At 55.8% G+C, this 22,060-nt stretch carries 18 protein-coding genes and 1 pseudogene; 2 read left to right on the forward strand and 17 right to left on the reverse strand.

Features of this window, described 5'->3' with window-relative positions:
* Positions 1-1,005 precede the first annotated feature (1,005 nt).
* The 15 genes and pseudogenes from EN885_RS01345 to EN885_RS01420 all read right to left on the reverse strand — a co-directional run bounded on the left by EN885_RS01345 (position 1,006) and on the right by EN885_RS01420 (position 17,946).
* Positions 1,006-2,265, reverse strand: a complete 1,260-nt coding sequence (locus EN885_RS01345) for a hypothetical protein (RefSeq protein ID WP_128244058.1) — start codon at positions 2,263-2,265, stop codon at positions 1,006-1,008.
* On the reverse strand, positions 2,265-3,230 hold the full coding sequence (locus EN885_RS01350; RefSeq protein ID WP_128244057.1) for a glycosyltransferase family 2 protein: 966 nt from the start codon (positions 3,228-3,230) through the stop codon (positions 2,265-2,267). Before EN885_RS01350 ends, EN885_RS01345 begins: the two co-directional genes overlap by 1 nt.
* An 868-nt stretch (positions 3,231-4,098) precedes the next feature.
* The gene (locus EN885_RS01360; RefSeq protein ID WP_128244056.1) at positions 4,099-4,791 is read right to left on the reverse strand and encodes an FkbM family methyltransferase; all 693 of its coding nucleotides are present in this window, start codon (positions 4,789-4,791) and stop codon (positions 4,099-4,101) included.
* Positions 4,791-5,972 (reverse strand): glycosyltransferase, encoded by a 1,182-nt coding sequence (locus EN885_RS01365; RefSeq protein WP_128244055.1) that lies wholly within the window; start codon positions 5,970-5,972, stop codon positions 4,791-4,793. The genes EN885_RS01360 and EN885_RS01365 overlap by 1 nt, the downstream gene beginning before the upstream one ends.
* Positions 5,969-7,096 (reverse strand): glycosyltransferase family 4 protein, encoded by a 1,128-nt coding sequence (locus EN885_RS01370; RefSeq protein WP_128244054.1) that lies wholly within the window; start codon positions 7,094-7,096, stop codon positions 5,969-5,971. The genes EN885_RS01365 and EN885_RS01370 overlap by 4 nt, the downstream gene beginning before the upstream one ends.
* Positions 7,097-7,115: 19 nt before the next feature.
* Positions 7,116-8,438: an O-antigen ligase family protein gene (locus EN885_RS01375; protein WP_128244053.1), complete on the reverse strand. Its 1,323-nt coding sequence runs from the start codon at positions 8,436-8,438 to the stop codon at positions 7,116-7,118.
* Positions 8,439-9,929, reverse strand: coding sequence for a polysaccharide biosynthesis C-terminal domain-containing protein (locus tag EN885_RS01380; protein ID WP_128244052.1), 1,491 nt, complete (start codon positions 9,927-9,929; stop codon positions 8,439-8,441).
* Positions 9,926-10,633 (reverse strand): FkbM family methyltransferase, encoded by a 708-nt coding sequence (locus EN885_RS01385; protein WP_206616791.1) that lies wholly within the window; start codon positions 10,631-10,633, stop codon positions 9,926-9,928. The genes EN885_RS01380 and EN885_RS01385 overlap by 4 nt, the downstream gene beginning before the upstream one ends.
* A gap of 110 nt (positions 10,634-10,743) precedes the next feature.
* A complete protein-coding gene (locus tag EN885_RS01390; protein WP_128244050.1) occupies positions 10,744-11,613 on the reverse strand; it encodes an FkbM family methyltransferase in 870 nt (289 codons plus the stop codon).
* Positions 11,613-12,575: a hypothetical protein gene (locus EN885_RS01395; protein WP_128244049.1), complete on the reverse strand. Its 963-nt coding sequence runs from the start codon at positions 12,573-12,575 to the stop codon at positions 11,613-11,615. The genes EN885_RS01390 and EN885_RS01395 overlap by 1 nt, the downstream gene beginning before the upstream one ends.
* A 224-nt stretch (positions 12,576-12,799) precedes the next feature.
* Positions 12,800-13,543: a glycosyltransferase family 2 protein gene (locus EN885_RS01400; RefSeq protein WP_128244048.1), complete on the reverse strand. Its 744-nt coding sequence runs from the start codon at positions 13,541-13,543 to the stop codon at positions 12,800-12,802.
* A pseudogene (gene gmd, locus EN885_RS01405) lies at positions 13,540-14,659 on the reverse strand (GDP-mannose 4,6-dehydratase). The gene EN885_RS01400 and the pseudogene gmd overlap by 4 nt, the downstream one beginning before the upstream one ends.
* A 158-nt stretch (positions 14,660-14,817) precedes the next feature.
* Positions 14,818-16,158 (reverse strand): sugar transferase, encoded by a 1,341-nt coding sequence (locus tag EN885_RS01410; protein WP_245492959.1) that lies wholly within the window; start codon positions 16,156-16,158, stop codon positions 14,818-14,820.
* A gap of 190 nt (positions 16,159-16,348) precedes the next feature.
* Positions 16,349-16,939, reverse strand: a complete 591-nt coding sequence (locus EN885_RS01415; RefSeq protein WP_128244046.1) for a transcription termination/antitermination NusG family protein — start codon at positions 16,937-16,939, stop codon at positions 16,349-16,351.
* A 416-nt stretch (positions 16,940-17,355) separates the two neighbouring features.
* On the reverse strand, positions 17,356-17,946 hold the full coding sequence (locus EN885_RS01420; RefSeq protein WP_128244045.1) for a biotin transporter BioY: 591 nt from the start codon (positions 17,944-17,946) through the stop codon (positions 17,356-17,358).
* Between the two features lie 115 nt (positions 17,947-18,061).
* Here EN885_RS01420 and EN885_RS01425 point away from each other — a divergent pair, with 115 nt between their 5' ends.
* Complete coding sequence (locus EN885_RS01425; protein ID WP_128244044.1) at positions 18,062-18,970, forward strand: MBL fold metallo-hydrolase; 909 nt, start codon at positions 18,062-18,064, stop codon at positions 18,968-18,970.
* 3 nt (positions 18,971-18,973) lie between these two features.
* On the opposite strand, the gene EN885_RS01430 is transcribed toward EN885_RS01425, so the two are convergent.
* Together EN885_RS01430 and EN885_RS01435 are read right to left on the reverse strand one after the other, a co-directional pair.
* Positions 18,974-19,756 carry a DUF1499 domain-containing protein gene (locus EN885_RS01430; RefSeq protein WP_164897751.1) on the reverse strand — a complete coding sequence of 261 codons (783 nt, stop codon included), beginning with the start codon at positions 19,754-19,756 and terminating at the stop codon, positions 18,974-18,976.
* 76 nt (positions 19,757-19,832) lie between these two features.
* Positions 19,833-21,461, reverse strand: coding sequence for a fatty-acid--CoA ligase (locus EN885_RS01435; RefSeq protein WP_128244043.1), 1,629 nt, complete (start codon positions 21,459-21,461; stop codon positions 19,833-19,835).
* Between the two features lie 178 nt (positions 21,462-21,639).
* Here EN885_RS01435 and EN885_RS01440 point away from each other — a divergent pair, with 178 nt between their 5' ends.
* On the forward strand, positions 21,640-21,996 hold the full coding sequence (locus EN885_RS01440; protein ID WP_128244073.1) for a hypothetical protein: 357 nt from the start codon (positions 21,640-21,642) through the stop codon (positions 21,994-21,996).
* Positions 21,997-22,060: the final 64 nt, after the last annotated feature.

Consider the following 22,060-nt stretch of genomic DNA (forward strand, 5'->3'; position numbering starts at 1 on the left):
TTGTTGCCGAGCTGAGACGACCCTCGGCAGGCAGCTTGCTGTCACACAGCGACATCAAACGCGGTGGAGCCAAGGAGTCTGGCTGCTTCCGAAATGCTTGAGATCCAGGTCAGTGAAGGAAAGTGTTGCATTCGCGCAAAGTGAGAAACAGGTCACACGTGAATGCGAGCGAATCAAATGATTACACTGTGCAAGAAGGAGGGCGTCAACCAGTACGTCACGACCTTTGCCGAATGAGCTCCCCGCAACCCCGCCGTCGTAATGGCCGTGAATCGAAGTGCCGTCAACGGAGCGTAGCGCAGGCGAAAATACAACTCGGTCTCCGAACTCGGCGATGTAACGGTCGATAGTACGCTGCTCGTCAGACGCAAGAAAGATGCGTTCCGCTTCACCTGAATGAAGGCAATCTCGCGTCGCGTCAATAAAATGATCGAGGCTGAGAACTCTGCGATTCTCACGACCCGCTGCTGCATCAGTTAGCCGAACATGGACTCCAAGAGTGCGGCCAGGGACGAATTCAGCGTTGACGAAGGTGTCGACCTCAGCTGCGAGTTCCGGCCGTAGTACACAGAAACGTTCAATTGCGCGATGCACAGAAGCGCGAGTGGACAGGCCGTTATACCGATGAAATTCCTGGGCACCGGCCCGGAACGGCAGTGACCAATAAGTCCGTCCAGGGCGGCCGAAAGAAAACCGGCTCTCACGGAAGTAGTATGTCCAAGCGTTCGGTCCGGCGGAAGCGTCAAAGTATAGGGACTTTGGACCCCAAACAACTTCAGCTACAAGATTATGCAACTCCGCGAAGCGGAGGCCATTCAACGCAATGAATAGATCCCCAAAAAAGCCGCACCCTCCTGATTGAATGGCCACGCGCGGGGCGAAAGGCAGGCGCCCAAGAGCCACCAAGCCAGCCCGCTGCAGGGTGTATGCGGTTAGAGAGAGAGACATTTCAGTTGTACCGTCTCAAGGAAGCTCGCACAACAAGGATAAGGCAGGGACATCCTTTCAATACGTTTGCAGCCCCTGTTTGTTTAGGAGGGCTAGAGTCGTTTGGCGCCCTTCGATCACGATAGGAGCATTGATTTCGCCGCATCGAACGGAATGCGTCATTCGTGCATTGTCCTGTTGCCAAGGGTCAATCGCCATTATGACGCACTCGTTTTTGCCGATCACGACTGTGCGTATCAGTGGCTGATGCGCCTTCCATAGGGTTTGGGCAGGCCGGTCGATCAGCAGTCTGCCCCGTGAGATCTTTTCCGAAAGGGCAGAGACTCTCCTCAGCGACCGCACAAATTGAGGAAGTTGTTGATAAGGCAGTTGCATGCCGGTCTTAAGTTGGGGCTCCCAGCCCCAAAGAACGACGCCCTTCGCGCCGCTGAAATAGGGGACTATGGCCATCGCCTCCACCAACCAGGATGGCAGTTCCTTCCCCTCAAGTTTCTCATTGGAGTTATGGAAACGCAGCCAGGTGTAAGCGTAAAGTGGTCTGTCGCCCATGCGCAGGGTGCGGAGGTAGTTCTCCTCGATATTCGCTGCCATGTAGAAGACGGAGTCGGGATTGTCATAGAACACGTAGATGCTGGCAATATAGAAATCGACGTACTGGTCGATATATTTCCACAATCGCCAATCGGACTTGTGCGTGCCGTCGATTTGCTCTGCATTCTTGCCCGCAATGCCCCAGAAGTCCCGTCGGAAGGGCTGCGGGCCATAGAGGCCGACGCGGACGCCCCGATAGCGCTCCTTGGTCCATTGCAATGGTAGCCAGAACCATTCCGCCCATTTCCGAAAATAGGCTTCCTCGAAATCCCCCTGCGACGTAATGCCAGAAGCGCTGCGTACCGCCGGCTTCTGCCATGCGCGCTGTGCGTCCTCCTCGAAGGGGAGTTCGATATCGTGGACGTAGATTCCGTTCGGAGGGGTGAGGTCGATGTTGCGCCTGACGATTCGTTCGAAGAATGGGGGCTTTCCCCACGGATTGTCATAGCCAGCCCCGATGGTGGTGCTGATGTTCTCGCGCTGTCCGCCCGGATAGTCTGCATAGGTGCCTACCAGCGTCACTGGTCCGAAACCCCGTGCCTGGGCATTGCGCGCCGTGTCACCTTTCGAGCCGTCGGCCACGTTCCAGAAGAACCTGAGATCGCCCCCCATGGAAAGGTGGGGAATGTGATTCCAGTCGAGATCCGTAGCCTCCTGCGCCACGCCGCTATCAGAAGCTACCGATATAAAGGCGAGCAGAGACAGGGCCGAGATTAGTCTGTGCATCAATCGGCCCCCGCAACCGACGCGCCGATGTTCGCATCGCTGTTTCCTGGGATGTGCGCAACCGCCAGGGGATCTATACCTGTGCGATCATGGATTGCCTTTGCGACAGGCATGTTCAATTCGCGCGCGCGGTTCTCAATTTCGGATACCTTTGCGTCGACCAGCGTGCGGTACCAGAACCCTTGCAGCACGTGGAAATACCAGCCCGGCAGGCCATCGAGGAAACCAAGGCGAAAGAGATAGCGATAGACGAGATAGAGGAGCGCGCGCAGCCCTCTTGGCACTCGGCCATAGACCTCTTCTTTGAGAAAACGACGGGATGTGGCTTGGGTAGCCAGGTGGCCATCCCAGAGCGCATGCCTAGGCATGAAGTGATGGCGGTCGTTGAGGATTTCAATCGCTTCGCGTGAAGCATACGAATTGTGCTTGGAAGTCCACCAAGTGACCGAATTTAGATTGATGTCGGATATAACAATCCCAGAGTGCTCGACCGTCCCATCGACTTGGACATGCTCATCCATCCAGCGGTCTTCGCAGCGCCCTTTTCCATTTCGCCACAGTCGTAGCTGCCAGTTGGGTTCAATCCCACCCCAGCGAATGCGGCGCCCGAGAAAATAGATCCGTCGCGAGACGACGAACCCGTTCGTGCCTTGGCCTGATCGCGCCGCGTGGTCAGCGAGGGACCGCCGGGGTTCGGGTTCAAGCACTTCGTCGGCGTCGATGCGGAACAACCACCCGCCCCGCGAAACCAGCGCATTTATGCCAAAGTTCACTTGTGCCGCATGCGTTACGAAAGGGTTGACCAGAACCTCAGCCCCAAGCCCCCTCGCGATCTCGACCGTGCGATCAGTCGATCCGCTGTCGATCAACGTGACGCTCGTGCATTGGCCCTGGAGGCTTTGGATACACCGCGCGATGTGCTGTTCCTCGTTGAATGTCAGGATTATGGCATGGACATCGGACATGTCGAGCTACGTCTCGCCTGATTGATTAGCATTCTGGAGACAGCGATCACTAGCCACGTCCACTACCGCTCTCAAACCCAAAGACCCGCTATGCTGGTCTGAGCAAAGAAAGGTGGCAAGCTCTGCGCTATCTGCCAGTACGATAAAAGCGGTGCACAAGGCAATGATTGATCCACTGGAACCACAGCCTGCGTCAGTGCCAGAAACGCTATGGCTCTACTTCCGTCCTCCAACGAAGAAGCTTCGCTGGATTACCTACCATAACGGCCTCCGCATCTACATCCGACATAATCACAGCACGCGCTCCGACAATTGCACGAAGACCGATAGTCACACCTGGTCCAACGAAGGCGTCGGCGCAAACCCAAGAATCCTGTTCAATGACGATGGGCAACTTGATTAATGGCATAGAAGGATCACGGTAGTCGTGCGTCCCAGCGCATAGATGCGCGCCCTGCGAGATCGTGACGCGCTCGGCGATGTTGATAGGCCCGAGACAATAGAGGATCGCACGCGCTCCAATTGCAGATTGTTCACCAACTGTCAGATTCCAAGGGATCGTGACCCGCACGCTTGGATATATATGCACCTCGCGCCCGATACGAGCACCAGACAGACGCAAAAGGAGACGTCGCCAGCCCCATAGTGGCCGTGGGCTGAAGGCAAAGAAGGGGTGCATAAGTGCCCACAGCATACGGCCAGCAAGAGCTTTGCGAGACCATTTCCGGGCCTGGCGGTTGGCCGCAACATCAACCTGCTTCTCGTCAGTCACCAATGTCCCTCAGACCATATGAGACCGGTCTCTACCAATGAAAAATTGTCCGTCGAGAAGGTTCTGGTATTTGAATCCACCTCTTTGGATGCTCTCTTATAGGAGCGACCGAACGAAGGCATATTCTCGGCCGGTGCGGGACGTGTAAAATAGACGGTAGCCAGCGGCGCGGAGAGCATCTACTGCGCCCATGGTTCTTTCCGCTCCGAATCCATCATACATGCCATGGTGAAATTCTATGAGAAGTTGGAGAGGTCGCACCGGTCCGGCCAGGATGTCACTAATCACATCATACTCAAATCCCTCGATGTCCATCTTGAGTATGGTGGGTTCGGGAAGACCAATCTGCGACATAATCGATTCCAGGCGCAAAACCGGAGCCTTTACCGAGGAGCCGTGGCTTCCCTTGCGTTGCGGTGTCACAGAAAAAGAAACATGTCCTTCGACGGGAGGCGGAAAAAATTCAGCTTCACCGTCCTTCGCAGCAATACCTATCGGGTGGAATACAAACTCGTTTGGCAGGTTCTGCATGTCGAGCCATGCTCGACTCTTTGGCGTTGGGTCAAAGCCAAACACACGGCATCCGTATCTTTCGATCACGGCCCGATCAAAACTAATATCCTCGCCAATACCAAACGAATAGATAACGCTACCTTTATCTACGCAGTCACAGAGTAGCGGCCAACCGCCGTATTCATTGCCTAAAAAAATCATCTGGCCACGAAAATCCACTTCATGCATGGGTGGCCATAGAATACTACGCGCGATTCGTTTTACTGCTTTAAACATTATGGCTGCGCTCCAATCGGGACATGATAATCTGAGCTTTTGGAATGCTCATACAGATTGGTGTACACATCAATAAAATGTTCTGCGATGTGCGTCCATCGATAGTTGTGGGAAGCTAGCTGCTGGCCTTTTCTACCCATCGACAGCAAAGCGATATCGTCCAAGGACAAAAAGTGTGAGAGATCTTCCGACATGGCGTCAGGGGCCAAATTCAGACGATGTGCCGCGCCCGCTGCAAACACTTCCGCCAGATTGCATGCATCGGTCATCAAGACTGGCACGCCGAAGGACAACGCCTCAAGTATGGTTACCGGTAGCCCTTCGCTGAGAGAAGGAAGGACAAACGCGCTGGCATTTCGGAACGCGGCCTCCTTAGCCTCAGCGAACAAGGGGCCAAGAAATACAACCTCCCCTTCAAGCCCGAGGTGGGATCGCAAGTTTTGTAGCTCTTGTTCATGTCCTTGTTGGTCCCAACCTGCAATCACGAGCCTCCACTGGCCCCGAGTTTTTCGGGCTCCAACCTTCCACGCCTTCAACAGCGCAGGAAGATTCTTCTTGGGATGTAAGCGCCCTAGAAACAGCATTACCTTTGCAGCCGGGGGAAATTGGCCGCTCCAGGGGGACGGCAAAACTGGGCCGTCATTCGGCATCTCTATGCCGTTCGGAATAATGTGAATCGGATTGCCCAGGCCGAAACTGCGGATCGCGTCCGACTCGGGTTCACACAGAGCGTGGAACGCGGCCGCGCCGTTCAGATGCGCCCGCTCATAAAGAATACCCGCAAGACGTTTCTTCAGGGCAGAATTCCTCACTGCCCAAGGATCGAGCATGCCATGCGGGGATATCAGATAAGGTCTTCTCGTAAGCCGAGCCCATTGCAGCACACTACGGGAAGGGTGCATCCAAATACCGTGAACATGAACAATGTCAGGAGTCCAGTCTATTAGGCTGCGCACCATGTCCGGCGCAAAGCCCAACGGCCGGGGGCCAAAAACACGAAAAGTGGAGAATGGGGCTCCTCTCCAACTATCGTTCTCTCCCGCTAACCAGGCGGCGTCGTCCAGACCGAAAACATGCACGTCCATGCCGTGCCTTTCGACGTTGAACGATAATGCCTCCACTGCTGCCGAGACGCCAGCGCCGTTCCGAGAAAGGCTAGCAGCCACCATGGCCACTTTCATGACGTAACCTGATGGGACGAGTTAGTGAAATGCTTCCCTTCGTTGCGTACTGCTTCCACCATTGCGTAGAAGCGTTCGGACATATCGACCGCGTTGAAGGATTGTGCGGTCGTATCGATAGACGCAGTCGACATTGCATCAAGCCGTGCGGCGTCTGTGAGCAATGAGGCGATGGCCATTCCAAGGGAGTTGACGTCCCTGTCGCGAAAGGTAGTGCCATTTTCATCATTCTTTAGTGCAGCAATCTCCGGCATATGCTCCCGCCAATTGTCGTGGACAATGGCAGGCAGACCATAGGCAAGGCCATGGATTAGACTGAGGCCAACGCCACCCGGGTAGACGAAAGCCTTACAAGAATTCGCAACGTCGGCAATGCGTTTTTCCTCTGTTATGCCACCGTGCCAAACTACACGGTTCGCGATACCCAGCGCAATACAGCGCTGGCGTAGCTGATCTTCACTGTCGCCGGATCCGATCACGTCGAGCTGAATGTTCGCGCACACCGAAAGCGCTAGCGCTTCCAGCAGGAATCCAAGCTCAGCTTTAGGGGTAATACGGCCGATGAACAGAAGGTCGCGTTGGCGCGAGGAAATGGCATACGGCGCACGAAGTCGAACAATTTCTTCCGTTTCAAGGCCATTGTTGATGGCCGAGACAAGCTGGCGGCCAGATGGCTTGGTCGCGAAATATCCTTCGACCTCTTTATCAGTGTAGAAGAGGATCCCGTCTGCCAACTTCATCAAGATCAATCGTATCGATGCGCGCCAAGCGCGGCTGGTCGAGGACCAAAAGTGTCCCCACCAGATCGTTTTCGCCCCCCTCAATCGGGCCTTCAACAGCAAAGCAATATTGGACAGATAGCGGGGGGCGCCCGAGACCACCACAACATCACCCCGCGAAATGGGAATAGACAGCACACCTTGCTGCCATAACAGCCCGGGGAGAAGCTGGCGTGATTTTCCGAGCCGCCTTTCCCACGTGGGAGAAGATGGGCTCTGGCTCAATACGCCCATGTCCCCAATCGAGCCGTAGACGGCAAACTCAGGACCAAACCTTGCCGCGAGACGGCTGAAGAAGCCTACCCGATAAGTCGGAATCGTCGGCTGAACGATAATCGTCTTCAAGTATTTTCTCTATGGTGCTCTATGTTGGCGATGGCCATCGCCAACGGTGCTCAACTCGCTGTTGATCCTGTCGGCGACCGTACCACATGCTGACCACCAGAAATGACGTTATCCAGAAGCCAGAGGCGCCCCAAATCGCGCCGCTTCCGGCAGCACCCACGGCATCCCTGATGAACAGTAAAGCAATAAACACCCCAGCAAACCCCGCTTGTTTTTCACGGAGAAGCCCAATGGCGGCACGCAATGATATCAAGCAGTGCAATGTGAGAGGCACAGTCCCAAGAAGGCCAACTGACATCAACGACTCAAGATAGATATTGTGAGGATAGTACGCCGTTAAAAGTTCGATCGCATACCGACCGAATATGGGATCTGCAAGAAACTGCTCCCATGCTCCCCGAAATGCCATCACACGGCCGGCGGTAGACATGTCTGTATCAGCATCAATTTTGTTAAGTGCCTCCATTACCACTTCGATATATTTTGGATCCGCAAAAGCAACGATCGCGACCGCGATGACTCCCAGACCGACAAATGCCCATACTCTGCGTGTTCCCTTAACTACCAAAACATAGAGGAGGACTGTTAGCCCTGTCGAAATAAGCACTCCTCTTGATCTGGCGAGTGAAACAATTACCAGCATCACAGGCACAAAGAAGATGGCCTGAATTAGTATTTTCTTTGAATATCGAAAAGCAATCATGTAGAATAGTAGAAAGCTACTTGCAACATATGCAAGTGCTATTGGATTGATCTTTTCGAGCTTCATTCTCCACTCGCTCGTTTCAACCAACGCAGCACGGTTCAAAGCCATTCCGAAGATAAACAAAATAGCCAGTACCGAAAGTAGGGCTAACATGTCGTTATCGGATATCTTTCGCTCTGATGACGCGAGCATATAAGCAGGAATGATACTAGACAAAACGAAAATCGATAAAACTAAGAAATTGCCCGGTGAAATCTCCAAGCGAAGAAAAAGCATATTCTCTATTAACCTGGAGCCATATAGGACGATAAAAATTGTCGCTGGGAGAAGAGTAATACTAAATGGCCGTCTCAGCCTTCTGGGAACCGCCAGGAATGCGAAGACGAGAACTGCAAGAGATACTGCTCGGATGACGACGCCTCCCGAGCTTCCCTCGGGCGAAACTACGTTCGCATAGGCGGCAAACGTGTAGTAGCCAATGGTTGGAAACAGAAACAGGAAAGCGGCTGCCGGACTGGTCCAAAGACGGTACATGGAGGCGATCAGGCCACGCTTTCGGCCAGGAGCCGCCACGGTTCCGGACCCACGAATTTCAGTTCCTCGGCGCGGCGTTCGTTCTGTTGAAGAGTAAGACATTCAGATCCTAATCAGTCCAGCGAGGATCCATCCCGCCAAGGACAACGAACTGACGGCTGCGCTTGCTCCCAAAAGCTGCCATCGCAGCCGCCTAACAACTTCCGTGATTCCGAGAGCGTGTGCGTTGCCGAAGAGCACCGTGAGCATGCTCAGAGTAAGTCCAACTATGATTGCAATGACAATCCCATTGGGTACAGCCAGAGGAACTAGCAAAAAAACGCCTAGCAGCACAGAGATCGCAACGACAACATGGCTAGCGAAATTCCAGCGCAATACGCCATATGCTTGCGCAGCGAAATAAAGGGGCACCACAATAATGTTGAGGGTCCACCCGGCAGTCAAAGCCGCATTCATCTGCAGCAATTCCGGCGAAAGTCGCCCGAGGACCAGAAAGCTCATCACCGGCGCCGCAGCAAGGGTGACGATGGCAACGCCGACAGCCGCCCAAGTCGCTACTCGCGTAGATTTCTCCAGCATACTCTGAAATGTTGGACCGTCGGGGTTGGGTCCGGCAGCGAATGCGGGCACAAGAGGAGTCGCGGCAGCGATCACCAACCCCCGAATCTGGAGGACCAGCCGCGATGCCAACTCGTATAGGGCCACGAGTCCGGGGCCGCCGGCATGATTGAAGGCCACTTTTGTCAACGGTTCGAATAGAAGTCCGATGACGCCGATCGTGTTCAGTTTTATGGCATATCCTGTAGTCTCCGCGAACACTTCCCTCTGCCAGCGGTAGGGAAACCATCCCAGGTCTCGGATATGGAAGCGCAACGTTAGCCAACCAATTACAAGCATCGTAGACTGCTGCAGAATGTTGGCCATACCAAAACCTACGACGCCGAAGTAGGGTATGAAGATCCAGTTCGCGCATAGAAATATGAACGCGGAAGTGGCGACGACGATAGCTCGCTGGTCAGCCCGCTGCACACCGTCGATGCCCGACAAAACAGCCGAGGCGAGCGCACTCAGTATCAATGACACGACGACGAAAGGCATCAACATCTGCGCCTCGCCTAGATACTGATGCTGGATGAATAAGGGGAGCGCGCGCGGTGCGCCAACCCACAACATCGCACCAAGAAAGGCGTTGAGGCCAAGGGTAGTTAACATTACGGTATGCACCGTATTGCGAGTGCTTTGCGCCTTGCCGGTGCGTGAACTCGTGGCGACAAACCGCGCCAAGGCACCGCCGCCGCTTATATCGCCGATCCGCGCAACCGCAGCACCAGCCAGAAGCAATGACCAGACTCCAAGCCGTTCGAGGCCAACGTGCGAGATCGCAATCCGATAGGCCAGGAACACACAGAGAGTTACGACGAGGCTCTGGCCGGCAGCGAAAAGCCCGTTACGAAATAGTCGCCTTGTCACAAGTCGACGGAAGAAGGCGTAGAACGCTGCGATTCTGACCTCAGTCGGCCGGCATCCTCGAAGCATGTTCGAGATCATGTGAATAACGGATGCACGGAACGCAACGCCGCGATCGGCGGTCATGGCCTGAAACAGGTGATGTCAACTTGCCCTAGCCTATGGGTTTTGGGACTCCTATACGCCGTAGAGATGTCCCAAACTTCGAAACCAGAATTGAGCAAAAGCAATAGGATATCTTGGACGCTTGACTGGCCATGGTACAATTTTTCAACCCCTGTTTCCACGATCGCCCCATGGCATCTTTCCAAGACATTTGCGCCTCCTCTTAGTACTTGCCCCTCCGCCCCTTGCACATCCACCTTTAGAAAGGGCCTTCTTGATTGTGACAAATATGGAGTTGCGGCTACGTCGAGGCGCTCAGTCTGGACCTGGACTTTCTTGACTACACCCACCTGGGGAAGCGTGGAAACAAGATCGGCAGTCGGATGTAACAGTGAACTGCTGGCATCTGAATGTGTGATCTGGAATTCGGCAACTCCAGCTTCGTCACTGAGGGCCATTGGCGGAGCAACCTCCCAACGTTGCCCGGACAATTTCGCCTCTTCAATTAGCTTTGCGTGTACGTCAGGTAAAGGTTCAAAAGACACAAGTCGCCCAGAAAAACCCGATGCAAAGATCTCTTTGGCGAATTGCCCCCTGTTTGCTCCGACGTCAAAAACAAGATCGATTTCATGCGTCTTCAAGAAATCTACAAGTCGGAGGCCTGGGTTATGTCTTGGACCATATATCGTCACGTCGAGACCAACCGATCGAAAAGCCTTCTGCATCTTGGACTTCAGACGCGGTGATATAGCGCTTAGTACCTCACGCATCTATAGCCTCACTAAACACATTACCTAAACACACAAGACTCGGGTTGAACATCATATATGCCCGCTTAGAAAAATTCATCGCCCAGTTCTCGGTGAACATACCATGAATCGAAGGCTGACACGCTAGGAAGAATCCTTCGGTACCCGAATTTTGAAAATATCTCTTCGTAAGCTCTAATTCTTCCCTTGTCAAAATTATGCTCAACAGTAAAGAACCATATTCGCCTATTCTTTAGAGAAAGTCCGTTTATAACAGACAATTCCGAACCTTCAGTATCTATTGATATATAGTCAATTTCATCTGGAGCTCTATGCTCTTCAAGAAATTCATCGAAATTTATTACGTCCACGTCATATCTTGAATTACTACTATTCTCACGAACCTTACTTTTGCCCACAAGGCCCGACAGCTCACCGATCTTCTCATCTTGCTCAAACAACATCCTTCCGTTTGTTTGACCAATCGCGCGCGCATCGAGGACAGCCGAGCGCAATTTACGAATACTGTCGTGAAACATAGTTGCCGGCTCAGCGAGCACGCCATGCCAACCAAAGTCTCTTTCTAGCATCAATGTATTAGAGTATTTCTCCCCATCACCAACTCCAACCTCAACAAAATACCCGCATCTCTTTTGTCTGTGTACTATAGAACAAACAATGTCTTGCAGTAATTGCCCGTGCGATTTAGGAAACAACTCGACAATAGAGTCATCAATACTTTTGTTTGCCGATGCACATAGTTTTGCTCCCTGAGCAAACCTTATAAACATCTCTGAATTAATATTATTATCTTGCATACGTGATGCATAGCCGCGAAGATACTGCGGGTCGAAATCAATCGAACGGGCAGAACGAGCAGGACTTCCTGCCATACGGCCCAAGATAAATGCCGCGGGAGCTGCCAATAAATTCAATGCCGTTTGTAACTGACCCATTATAATATCCGATCTAGCGAGTTGTGAGCAGGGTGTTTTATTCCAACCAGACCCGCGTTGATTGTCTCGTTGAACTGACGACGCCAGGCGGATACGAGCCCAACCCGTTCGGTTTCGGACAACATCGGATCGAGTTGGTGTCTAGAGGGAAGTTGCTCCAGCAATCCCGCCAGTGCTTCATAGTCGTCGTATTGGACTGAAAAGTGGTTAATTCCCGCCGCCGCCGAGAAGCAAGCGATTACAGAACCTTTCCGAGTGATGGGCGGCACGCCCAACTGAATAGCGCGGCCGAATATGCCGGAAGCTTGATCGTATTCCGGCGCGTAGCATGCCCACACGCTGTCGGCGACGCCATACAGACTTTCCAGTTCTCGGCTCGTCACAAATCGGTCTATGACTAACGCTCCCGAGGACAATAGGGAGGCGGAGAGGGAGGCGGAGGCTGCGGGGACCCGCCCGGCGGCCACGACCAGCACACGCTCAGCGAGCTTTGGAAATCGTTTCAGCGTTTGGGCGAGGAAGTCCATACCCCTCAGTGCACTGAAGGAACTGAGGGAAAAGAGGACACGCCGTCCGGCTGCGCGGGCTAAAACCTCCTCTGCCAGAGCAGTGCTGTGAGGCTGGCGCATAGTCTTACCATCGTGCTGCAGATCCCAGTATTGGGGATCACAAACACCTGCATGGGCCACCTCGGCATACTGGGGAGCGGCGTCAAACGGCGTTATTGTTGCTATCATCAAGCGCGGGATGCGGCGAAGGATCCGGAAGGTAATGCGCTTCCCCCGGTAATACCACCGCCCAGCCTCGAAGCATTTCTGTGCGCGCAGAAAGAGCGCAACGGTGGGGCGCTGGAGCAACCCGCGCATAGCTGCAACGGCACCGAAAGATAACATGTCGTCGTCGAGTGATGCGAAGAGCAGGCGCTCCGCCGCTACCAGGCGACGAAACAATGTAACGGTCATTCGACCTGAGACTGGCTGTAGCCCGAACAGCGGGGCGAGTGTGTCCAGGTAAGATTGACGGTGGCCTTCGGTCGCCACCACATAGACTATGTGTTCGCCGGTCGAAGGCGGTTGACTAGGCCCCGATAGAAGTCCGCCAGCCTCAGCAATCTGATCGGGACTGCCCGTCAGGGACGGCGGTCCACTGGCGTCTTCTCCTGCAGAACTGGGCATAGCATCTAGGCTCAATAGAAGAACTGCCTAATCTTTCGCCCCGGCTTCGCCAACAGTGCATAGTCAAGTCGAGCCACACCAAGGTGTTGCCTTCTCGATTGCAGAGCCTCGAGATTGTGCCGGAGATACGTCCTAATTCCAGAGGTGCTGGCGCCACCATACATCATATCCATCATGGTATGATCGATAAGCGAAATCTTGTTGCCGTAGAGTTCAACGGCTCGCAGCATCCAGTCATAGTCGGAGGCTATTCGGAAGTTCAGATCGAAAGAACCGACCCGGTCGGCCACCTCGCGCCGCACGTAGAAAGTGGGGTGTGCAGGCATCCAGCCGGAGCGAAACCCGCTCGCCGGCCGTGGGCTTGCCATCCACCTGCGTACAATACGCTTCTTGGTGTGGTCCCCCACGAAGTTCAGATGACCATGAACGATGTCCGCGGTTGCCAGCGCATTCGAGATCAGGCCCAACACCGAGACGTCATGATAGGTGTCATCTGAATTCAGCACGCCTACCGCGTCGCCGGTATAGAGATGCAGCCCCTTGTTGAGTGCATCATACATTCCGCTGTCGGGCTCGCTGATCAGCCGGATCTGGTCCGGTGGGTAAGACCGGACAATCGACAACGTATCATCCGACGATCCGCCGTCGACAATCACCAGCTCTTTGTCCTGATGATCCTGGGCAAAAAAGCTATCGATCGTATGCCTGATAGTCGCCGCAGAGTTCCAACAGGCGGTCAAGACCGAGATTTTCATGCCGACCCGGCCCACCGTCGCTTACTGTGCGGCAACGCGAATGCGATCCTCGTCCAGGCGCCGGTGCTCGGATTCCCGCTTTACCATTTCAAGGTCGGACTGAACCATTTCCTGGACCATCGCATCGAGCGAGGTTCTTGCCTTCCACCCGAGAACACGCTCCGCTTTCGAGGGGTCGCCGATCAGAAGCTCTACTTCGGTCGGTCTGAAATAGCGCGGATCCACCTCGACCAGAACGTCACCGGATTTCGCATCGATACCTTTTTCGTCGATACCCGAACCAGCCCATCGGATTTCTATCCCGACCTCGCTGAATGCAAGCTCGACAAAGCGGCGGACCGAATGCTTTACGCCGGTTGCAAGGACGTAGTCGTCCGGCACTTCATGCTGAAGGATTCTCCACATGCCTTCGACGTAATCGCGGGCATGGCCCCAATCCCGTTCAGCCGACAGATTGCCGAGGTAGAGCTTGTCCTGAAGGCCGAGCCTGATTGCAGCAGCGGCGCGCGTGATCTTGCGGGTGACGAACGTCTCGCCGCGCATCGGGCTTTCGTGATTGAACAGGATGCCGTTGGACGCGTGGATATCGTAAGCTTCGCGGTAATTCACGGTGATCCAGTAGGCATAAATCTTTGCCGCCGCATATGGCGACCGAGGATAGAAAGGCGTCGTCTCCCGTTGCGGGATCTCCTGCACCTTGCCGTAGAGCTCGGAAGTCGACGCCTGGTAAAAACGCGTCTTTTTTGTCAGGCCAAGCAGCCGGATGGCTTCGAGGAGACGCAATGTGCCGATCGCGTCGGCATTCGCGGTATATTCCGCGGTCTCGAAGCTCACCTGGACATGCGACTGTGCAGCGAGATTGTAGATCTCGTCTGGCTGCACCTCCTGGACGATGCGGATGAGGTTGGTGGCATCGGTCATGTCGCCATAATGCAGCGACAGCCTTACATCCTTCTCATGCGGATCCTGGTAGAGATTGTCGATGCGACCGGTGTTGAACGACGATGAACGTCGCTTGATGCCGTGGACCTCATAGCCCTTTGCCAGCAGGAGTTCCGCCAGATAGGCGCCATCCTGGCCGGTGATGCCGGTGATGAGTGCGGTCTTCCTAGTCATAGTGCTTCTCCGGGGTCGATACGACGATATTTCCAACGCTAGTCAGCGTAGCTTTAGACATTACAAATACCCATTTCAAAAAGCTGGTGGCTGTCTCCACCTTGTTAGGCTCGAGCGCGGCGGCTTGGCTACACCGGCAACCGATCTTTGCCGCGCTGTCAACGCGCGCCAAAACCTGTCAGCATGGTTTGGATGGTACGAAACACAATCAGCACATCGAGCCATGGTGAGAAATTCTTGATGTAGTAAAAATCATAATGAAGCTTTTCCAGAACATCTGCGACCGCAGCCACATGTCCTTGATTGACTTGCGCCCACCCGGTAATGCCGGGCCGCACGATATGCCGGTATCGATAGAATGGCAGTTCTGCCTCATACCAACTTGACAGAACGAGTGCTTCCGGTCGCGGCCCGATCCAGCTCATCTCGCCGCGCAGGATGTTGAAGGCCTGCGGCAATTCATCGATCCTGGATTTTCTCAAGAACTGCCCAAGGCGCGTAATGCGCGCATCGCCGGCCTTTGTGATGGCCTCTTCCTTTTCATCGCCAACGGGGACGCCGAGTTTCATCGTCCGAAATTTGTAAACTTCGTAGATATTTCCCCTGTAACCCATTCTTTTTTGCCTGAACAAGGCCGGACCAGCTGAGTCAAATTTTATTGCTGCCGCCACGAACAGGAGCAACGGCGAAAAAACCGCTAGAATAAATAGCGCAGAGATCCAATCAACTGCTTGTTTAATCTTTAAATAGGCGTGGTTTGGATTCAGCGACCCCAAGGTATTTTCGGAAAGGTGCTCTATTTCCACCCGTCCTGTGAGCGATTCGCTGATCTGTTTGACATGATAGACCGGCGTCCCGGATAGCGCGCGATCGGCGATATACCGCTCCCATTCATCCGAAAGATCGGCCCGAAGATCGGCCACGACACCGCTGGCGTATTCGATAACCATGTCCGGCGAACTAATCCAGTGCCAGCGTACGCCTGGTATGCTTTTGAGCCTGTCGACATCACCACCAGGAATTATCGCCAATCGGTATGGGTCCAGCCGTCGTGTTGCCAGGCTCAAGCCAAAATACCACAATGTTGATTGAGTGAAGCTGGCGGCGGCTTGGAACCGGCTATAGTCGAACCGAAAAAAGAAAATAGTCACGAAGACAAGACCGTAGGTCAGCGCGAAGGTGGGGAGGATGTAACCAGCCGCTGCCACGCCTGGAAAATTGCCGATCCGCTTATAAAAGAAATAGCCTGTCGTGTGAGCGATGAATGCCGCCACAATCGTGACTTGCATGTTGGAAGAGTAGATCACGCCGAATGCAAACGACATCTGGATAAGCGCAGGAATCAGGATAGCGAAAGTCAATCCGCCCAACAACTGAAAGCGGATCCGAAGCAGAAGGTGCCTTTGATTCGGCAAATTGATGGTGGAGGTGTTCAAATTCGTGAGGTCACAAACCAACTTTTTGATCGCTAGGCAAAGGCTGCCAATAACTCTGCGCACGCGCCCAACGCCTGTGTTGCGATGCCTGCTTTCGAGACGCCGTTACCACGGCAGATGTTTCTAAGATCGACCGTGAGTGGCTAGGCGATGACCGACAGTGCACAAAAAGCTCCAACAATGGCTACCGCACTCCCGGGTGAAACCCGAGAGCCGACTTTGCAGCAGCCTGCATCGCATAACCGAGCGTCAATTATGCGATCGCGACGAGTTCCCTTGAATCCATGTCAACAGGGATCTCGCCATTCATGATGGCAACCAAAACCCGAGCCCTTCCGGCCGGATCGAGCCGGTCAAGGCGACCGATCATCTCCGCGAAAGGACCTGAAAGAATCCGAACCGAAGCGCCCGCAGCGAGGCCTCCGCTGAAATCAAGCAGGCCGTCCTTGCCGGTCAGGGCAATGAACCGCTCCACCAGCCCCGAGGGGACCGGCAATGGCCGCTCGCCCTGCATGATGAGGGAGCGCACACCGAACGTTCCATTGACCGAGCGCCACCGCTGCAGCGCGACATCGAGGGCGATGAACATGTAACCTGGAAAATAGGCCGCCGGTCGCGTCTCGATGCGCCGGGCATGCCGTGTGGTCTTCTCGCAGCGAGGCGTAAACGGGTGAAAACCCTGCATCCGGAGATGCCGTTCGGCGACGTCTTCTTTTCCCGGAAATACGCTGGCGGCATACCAGCGTGCTACGGTGCCGGTTGCGGGCCGTTGCAACGATACAGTCGCCTTAACAGTTGTTTTTTCCGGGCTAGTCACGCATCCCCTCTCGGCGGTTTTCGGCATGGTCGATGTCAAGGGTTACGACAGCGTGAAGATACCAGCAAGCAACTATCTCTCGAGAATCGAGACGGTTCGTCGAAAAAATTCCTGGCAATTGTTCATCAACTTCAGCTGTGCCTAAAAAATTGTCGAGCCGCTTTCTTTCTTAGCTCTCCAAGCAGCGGTATCGAGCAATTGCGTCGATATGTAGCTGCTTGGTTACGCTGGCTCGCGACGAATCGCCGGCTGCTCTGGTCCTTAATCCGTCGATTTGAACATAGTGTGACGGTATCGTTAGCAAATCGTTGCGTAGCAGATGCCGACCAACGGCGGGCCTGCGTTGACGAGAAGTCCCGGCAGGCCGCCGCTGAAACAGGATCATTCCCTTGCAATCACATCCCTGCGGTTGTGGGCCCGATCAGTGCCATGTCGACCAGAGTTCAGGAGCGTTTGAGCAGTGACCAGACGGCTGGCACAAGGCTCGCCGCCAGGGCGACCTTGATCAGGTCGCCGACGATGAAGGGCACAACGCCGAACTGCCATGACTTTTCCGGGCCGATGAGCAGCGCCAGCCAGGCAAAGCCCATCGCCATCATGACGATTTCGGCAACCAGAATCGCGTTGAAGAGCTTGACCGGATGGCGATCCCAACCGCGATCGGCAGCCCAGCCGACGATCGCGGCCATGACCACGAAGCCGGCAAGATAACCGCCGGTCGAGCCGAGCATGTAAGCGATGCCTATGCCCTTTTCCGGCGTGCCCTGGAAGACCGGGAAGCCCATGGCGCCCTCCGCCATGTAAAGAAGCAGCGTAGCAATGCCGAGGCGCATGCCGAATGCTGCGGCGATCAGGAAGACGGCTAAGGTCTGCATCGAGATGTCGACCGGTCCGAGCAAAACCCTCGTCTTGGCCGACAAGGTCAGCACCAGCGTTCCAACGATCGCAAGCAAAAGCTGCGTCATTAGCCGGGTCGCGCCCTTTTCAGGCAAAGCGAGAGAAACAAGCGGACGCATCGTCGTTACAATTGCCATGGTCTTCCCCATTTCGGACTGCCGCAGAGCGCGGCCTTGCGTTTTCCTATATTGGCTTCCGTGTTATGCGGCAATCAGTTTTGCCCTCCCCCCAATAAAGGTCACGACATTCACCATGGCGCTGGAATTCGACACACGCTTCGACCCGTCCTACGGCCACAGTGTGACCGTAGCGCCCGACGTGCTTCGAATTACCGCGGAAAATCCCAGCCCGTTCACCTTTCATGGCACCAACAGCTACATCGTCGGGCGCAAGACCCTGGCGGTGATCGATCCGGGACCGGATGATGACGCGCATCTCAAGACGCTGCTCGAAATTATCGCAAACAGGCCGGTCAGCCACATTTTTGTCAGCCACACGCATCGCGACCATTCTCCGCTGGCAGCGCGGCTGAAGCAGCATACCGGCGCAATTGTCCTGGCCGAAGGCCCGCATCGCCCGGCGAGGCCGCTGCGCATAGGCGAGGTCAATCCGCTCGACGCCAGCGCCGACATCGCCTTTGCTCCCGACATCACACTGCCCGACGATGAAGTCGTCAACGGCGACGGCTGGGCGATCAGAACAGTGCTGACGCCAGGTCATGCCGCCAATCACGCGGCTTTTGCGCTGGAAGGAACCGGTGTCCTGTTCTCGGCCGATCACGTAATGGCCTGGGCGACCACCATCGTTGCGCCGCCGGACGGCGCCATGTCCGACTACATGGCCTCGCTGGATCGGCTGATCGAGCGCGACGATCGCCTGCTGCTGCCCGGTCATGGCGGGCCGGTGACCGCGCCGCGCAGGTTCATGCACGAGTTGAAGACGCATCGCAGGATGCGCGAACAAGCGATCCTCGAACGGATCAGAAGCGGCGACCGGACGATCAAGGACATGGTCAAGGCTATCTATCGCGATACCGATCCGCGCCTTCATGGCGCTGCCGGATTGTCCGTGCTTGCCCATCTGGAGGACCTGGTGGCGCGCGGCCTGGTGAGCACCGACGGCGATCCGGCGATCGACGGCATTTTCGCGCCCGTTGCGTAGGCGCTACTCGGTCGGGGCCGTGCCGACCTGGCCGGCGACCTCCTGATCCAGTTCGGCCAGGAAATCCACGACGCGAACTGCATTGTCGCCAAGGTCGTAGCGGCCGTAACGCGACGCCGAACGCATGTCGACGATGATCGCATCGCCATCGTCGGTCACACGGACAGCGACGTCGGCGGGAAGGCTGAGGATGAAGCTCTTGGCCAGGGCGTTGATCGTCACCTCGCTTTGCCCGATCGCGCGGGGAAACGGCGCCGTAAGCTGCCAATCCCGCCGATCGAGCACGGTTTCGACTGCTTCCAGGACGCGATCGAACGGCAGATTGTAGCTGCGTCCGGTGACAAGCGGATAGGTCTCGGCCTGCAGGCGCTGCTCGCCCGGGGTCGGTGGCGAAAGCGCGTTCATATCCCCGGTCCGGGTGCTGGTGTCGAGCATCGGCGGATCGTCGAAATCCGTCGAGATGTCCCTGAGCGGCGGGTAAGTCGCTGCCCAGTAGGCAGCAATGCCAAAAGGAGCAAGCACCAGCAGTGCCAGCAACGTGCCGACGGTGAGATCGCGACCGCCACGGTCGCCGAAATTCCACAGTCTCGAAAAGGCAAATCCGGCGAACAGCAAGGCAAAAGCAGCAAGCAACGCGACAATGCCAAGCACCCAGAGGAAAGCCGGCGTTTCAACCAGGCCATATCGATGGCCGATAAGAACGGTCAGTAGCAGGACCGCCGAAAAAGCGCCTGTGCGCCGCGACCAGCCGGCGGCCGTCGACGTCTGTCGCTCGGGAGTTTCCATTATCCACACTGCCCCAACCCGAACGGGCGTTTAGAGCCCTTTAGCGGCGGCTTGAAGGCGAAAGATGTCATCTCCGTCAATCCGTCGGCAGGCGATAATCCCTGAATTGCTGGCGCAGGGTGGTCTTCTGGATCTTGCCTGTGGCGGTGTGGGGAATTTCGCCGACGAAGGCGACGTCGTCCGGCATCCACCACTTCGCCACCTTGCCGTTCATGAAAGCGAGAATATCCGTCTTGGTCGGCTCCCGGCCCGGCTTGCGGACGACGACAAGCAAGGGCCGTTCGCCCCATTTCGAATGTTGGATGCCGATCGCGGCCGCCTCCGCCACATCCGGATGACCGACCGCGAGATTCTCGAGCTCGATCGTCGAAATCCATTCACCGCCCGATTTGATGACGTCCTTGGCGCGATCGGTGATCTGCATATAGCCGCCCGGGTCGATATGGGCGACATCACCGGTATCGAACCAGCCTTCTTCATCGTACTGTTCGGATCCGACGCCGCCATAATAGGCGCGCGCGACTGCCGGTCCGCGGACCTTCAAGCGCCCGAATGTCTTGCCGTCCCATGGCTGTTCCTTATTGTCGTCGTCCGTCACTTTCATTTCGACACCGAACGGCGGATAGCCCTGCTTGCTCTGGACGTCGAGCCGGGCTTCGCCCTCGAGCCCGGCACAGCCCGGCTTCATGGTGCACAGGGTGCCGAGCGGCGACATCTCGGTCATGCCCCAGGCATGGATGACCTCAACATCGTAATTGTCCTGGAACTTCGCCGTGATCGCGCGCGGGCAGGACGAGCCGCCGATGACGACCCTCTTCAGATAAGGAAGGTTCTTGCCGGTCTCCTCAAGATGCTGGAGCAGCATCATCCACACTGTCGGCACGGCGGCGCTGAACGTCACCTTTTCGGTGTCGAGCAACTCATAGATCGAGGCGCCGTCCATCCTGCAGCCAGGCATGACCAGTTTGGCGCCGATCATCGGGCCGCTCTGGCCAAGGCCCCAGGCGTTGGCGTGGAACATCGGCACGACCGGCAGTATGGTATCGCGCGACGAGAGGCCCATGGCGTCGGGCATGGCGGCGATCATTGCGTGCAGCACGTTCGAGCGATGGCTGTAAAGGACGCCTTTCGGATCGCCTGTCGTGCCCGAGGTGTAGCACATGCCAGCGGCGGTGTTTTCATCGAACGTCTTCCAGGCGAAGGCGCCATCGGCTTCGTCAAGCCACTCCTCATAGGCAACGACGTTCGGCAGCGCCGTTTGCGGCATGTGCGCCTTGTCGGTCAGCACGATCACCTTCCTCAGCGATTTGACCGCGCCGGCGATCTTTTCAAGCAGCGGCATGAATGTCAGATCGACGAAGATCGCCTTGTCTTCGGCATTGTTCATGATCCAGACGATCTGCTCGGGAAACAGGCGCGGGTTGAGCGTGTGATAGATCGCGCCGACACCCATGATGCCGTACCAGGCTTCGATGTGGCGCCCCGTATTCCAGGCCAATGTGGCGATGCGGTCGCCAAGCCCAAAACCGTCTCGCTCGAGCCGCTGCGCGGCTTTCAAGGCGCGGCGCTGTATTTCGGCGTAAGTGGTCCGGACGATAGGGCCTTCGATCGAACGCGACACGATCTCGCGTTCGCCGTGCTGCCTGGCTGCATTGTCGATGAGCTTGTGGCAAAGCAGCGGCCATTCCTGCATCAGTCCGAGCATTTTTTCCTCCCATTGGTTTTTCGTTCCATTGTGGGGCGAACCAGCTGATTGTCCAGCCATGACCGGGCAGAAGCGATGCATTGATCGAAAAGACAGGAAAACCGCCACAATCCGGCCATCCTCGGCGTTAACTTTGATTAATGGGCAAGGGTGCGATTGGCGAGTGAAAGAGGTTCGCATGGACGCGCAGCTCGACGACATGACTCTCGAAAATACGCTCGCCGAAAGCCTGGCTGATTTGGTGCCGGACGCCAAAACCGTTTCCGAAGACGAATTTGTCGAAGTTGTCGGCGGCGCCCTTGAGGCGGTCGGCGGCACGCTGCTGTTCAAGATGTGCGTTCAGAACGAAGGCGAAGGCCAGCACGTTGCCGCGGCATGCGTCGGCGATGGCGGCAACCGCCAGTTCCTTCTGCTCACCTTGCCGACCGGCGGCGGTGCGCTGAAGGTCGAGACCGCATCAAGAAGCAGCAATCCGGTCGCCGGTATCGCCGCCGCTTATGCCGAGTTGATGGATGCGTTTCAGGCCGCCGCCTGATCGTTTCCAGACCGGTTTAACGGGAGACCAGGCCGAAACCTGAGCCGCACGGCTGGCTGTGCGT

Origin of the sequence: Mesorhizobium sp. M6A.T.Cr.TU.014.01.1.1, from assembly GCF_004022765.1 — a bacterium.
GTDB lineage: Bacteria > Pseudomonadota > Alphaproteobacteria > Rhizobiales > Rhizobiaceae > Mesorhizobium > Mesorhizobium mediterraneum.

Bases quoted from the DNA above. Each gene is read 5' to 3' on its own strand.
- EN885_RS01385 (WP_206616791.1), bottom strand. From the start codon at position 10,633: ATGCAGAAGGCTTTTCGATCGGTTGGTCTCGACGTGACGATATATGGT.
- EN885_RS01395 (WP_128244049.1), bottom strand. From the start codon at position 12,575: ATGACCGTTACATTGTTTCGTCGCCTGGTAGCGGCGGAGCGCCTGCTC.
- EN885_RS01375 (WP_128244053.1), bottom strand. From the start codon at position 8,438: ATGTCTTACTCTTCAACAGAACGAACGCCGCGCCGAGGAACTGAAATT.
- EN885_RS01430 (WP_164897751.1), bottom strand. From the start codon at position 19,756: ATGGAAACTCCCGAGCGACAGACGTCGACGGCCGCCGGCTGGTCGCGG.
- EN885_RS01350 (WP_128244057.1), bottom strand. From the start codon at position 3,230: ATGTCCGATGTCCATGCCATAATCCTGACATTCAACGAGGAACAGCAC.
- EN885_RS01440 (WP_128244073.1), top strand. From the start codon at position 21,640: ATGGACGCGCAGCTCGACGACATGACTCTCGAAAATACGCTCGCCGAA.
- EN885_RS01380 (WP_128244052.1), bottom strand. From the start codon at position 9,929: ATGACCGCCGATCGCGGCGTTGCGTTCCGTGCATCCGTTATTCACATG.
- EN885_RS01365 (WP_128244055.1), bottom strand. From the start codon at position 5,972: ATGAAAGTGGCCATGGTGGCTGCTAGCCTTTCTCGGAACGGCGCTGGC.
- EN885_RS01415 (WP_128244046.1), bottom strand. From the start codon at position 16,939: ATGCCGAAAACCGCCGAGAGGGGATGCGTGACTAGCCCGGAAAAAACA.
- EN885_RS01425 (WP_128244044.1), top strand. From the start codon at position 18,062: ATGGCGCTGGAATTCGACACACGCTTCGACCCGTCCTACGGCCACAGT.
- EN885_RS01420 (WP_128244045.1), bottom strand. From the start codon at position 17,946: ATGGCAATTGTAACGACGATGCGTCCGCTTGTTTCTCTCGCTTTGCCT.
- EN885_RS01435 (WP_128244043.1), bottom strand. From the start codon at position 21,461: ATGCTCGGACTGATGCAGGAATGGCCGCTGCTTTGCCACAAGCTCATC.
- EN885_RS01360 (WP_128244056.1), bottom strand. From the start codon at position 4,791: ATGTTTAAAGCAGTAAAACGAATCGCGCGTAGTATTCTATGGCCACCC.
- EN885_RS01400 (WP_128244048.1), bottom strand. From the start codon at position 13,543: ATGAAAATCTCGGTCTTGACCGCCTGTTGGAACTCTGCGGCGACTATC.
- EN885_RS01390 (WP_128244050.1), bottom strand. From the start codon at position 11,613: ATGGGTCAGTTACAAACGGCATTGAATTTATTGGCAGCTCCCGCGGCA.
- EN885_RS01345 (WP_128244058.1), bottom strand. From the start codon at position 2,265: ATGCACAGACTAATCTCGGCCCTGTCTCTGCTCGCCTTTATATCGGTA.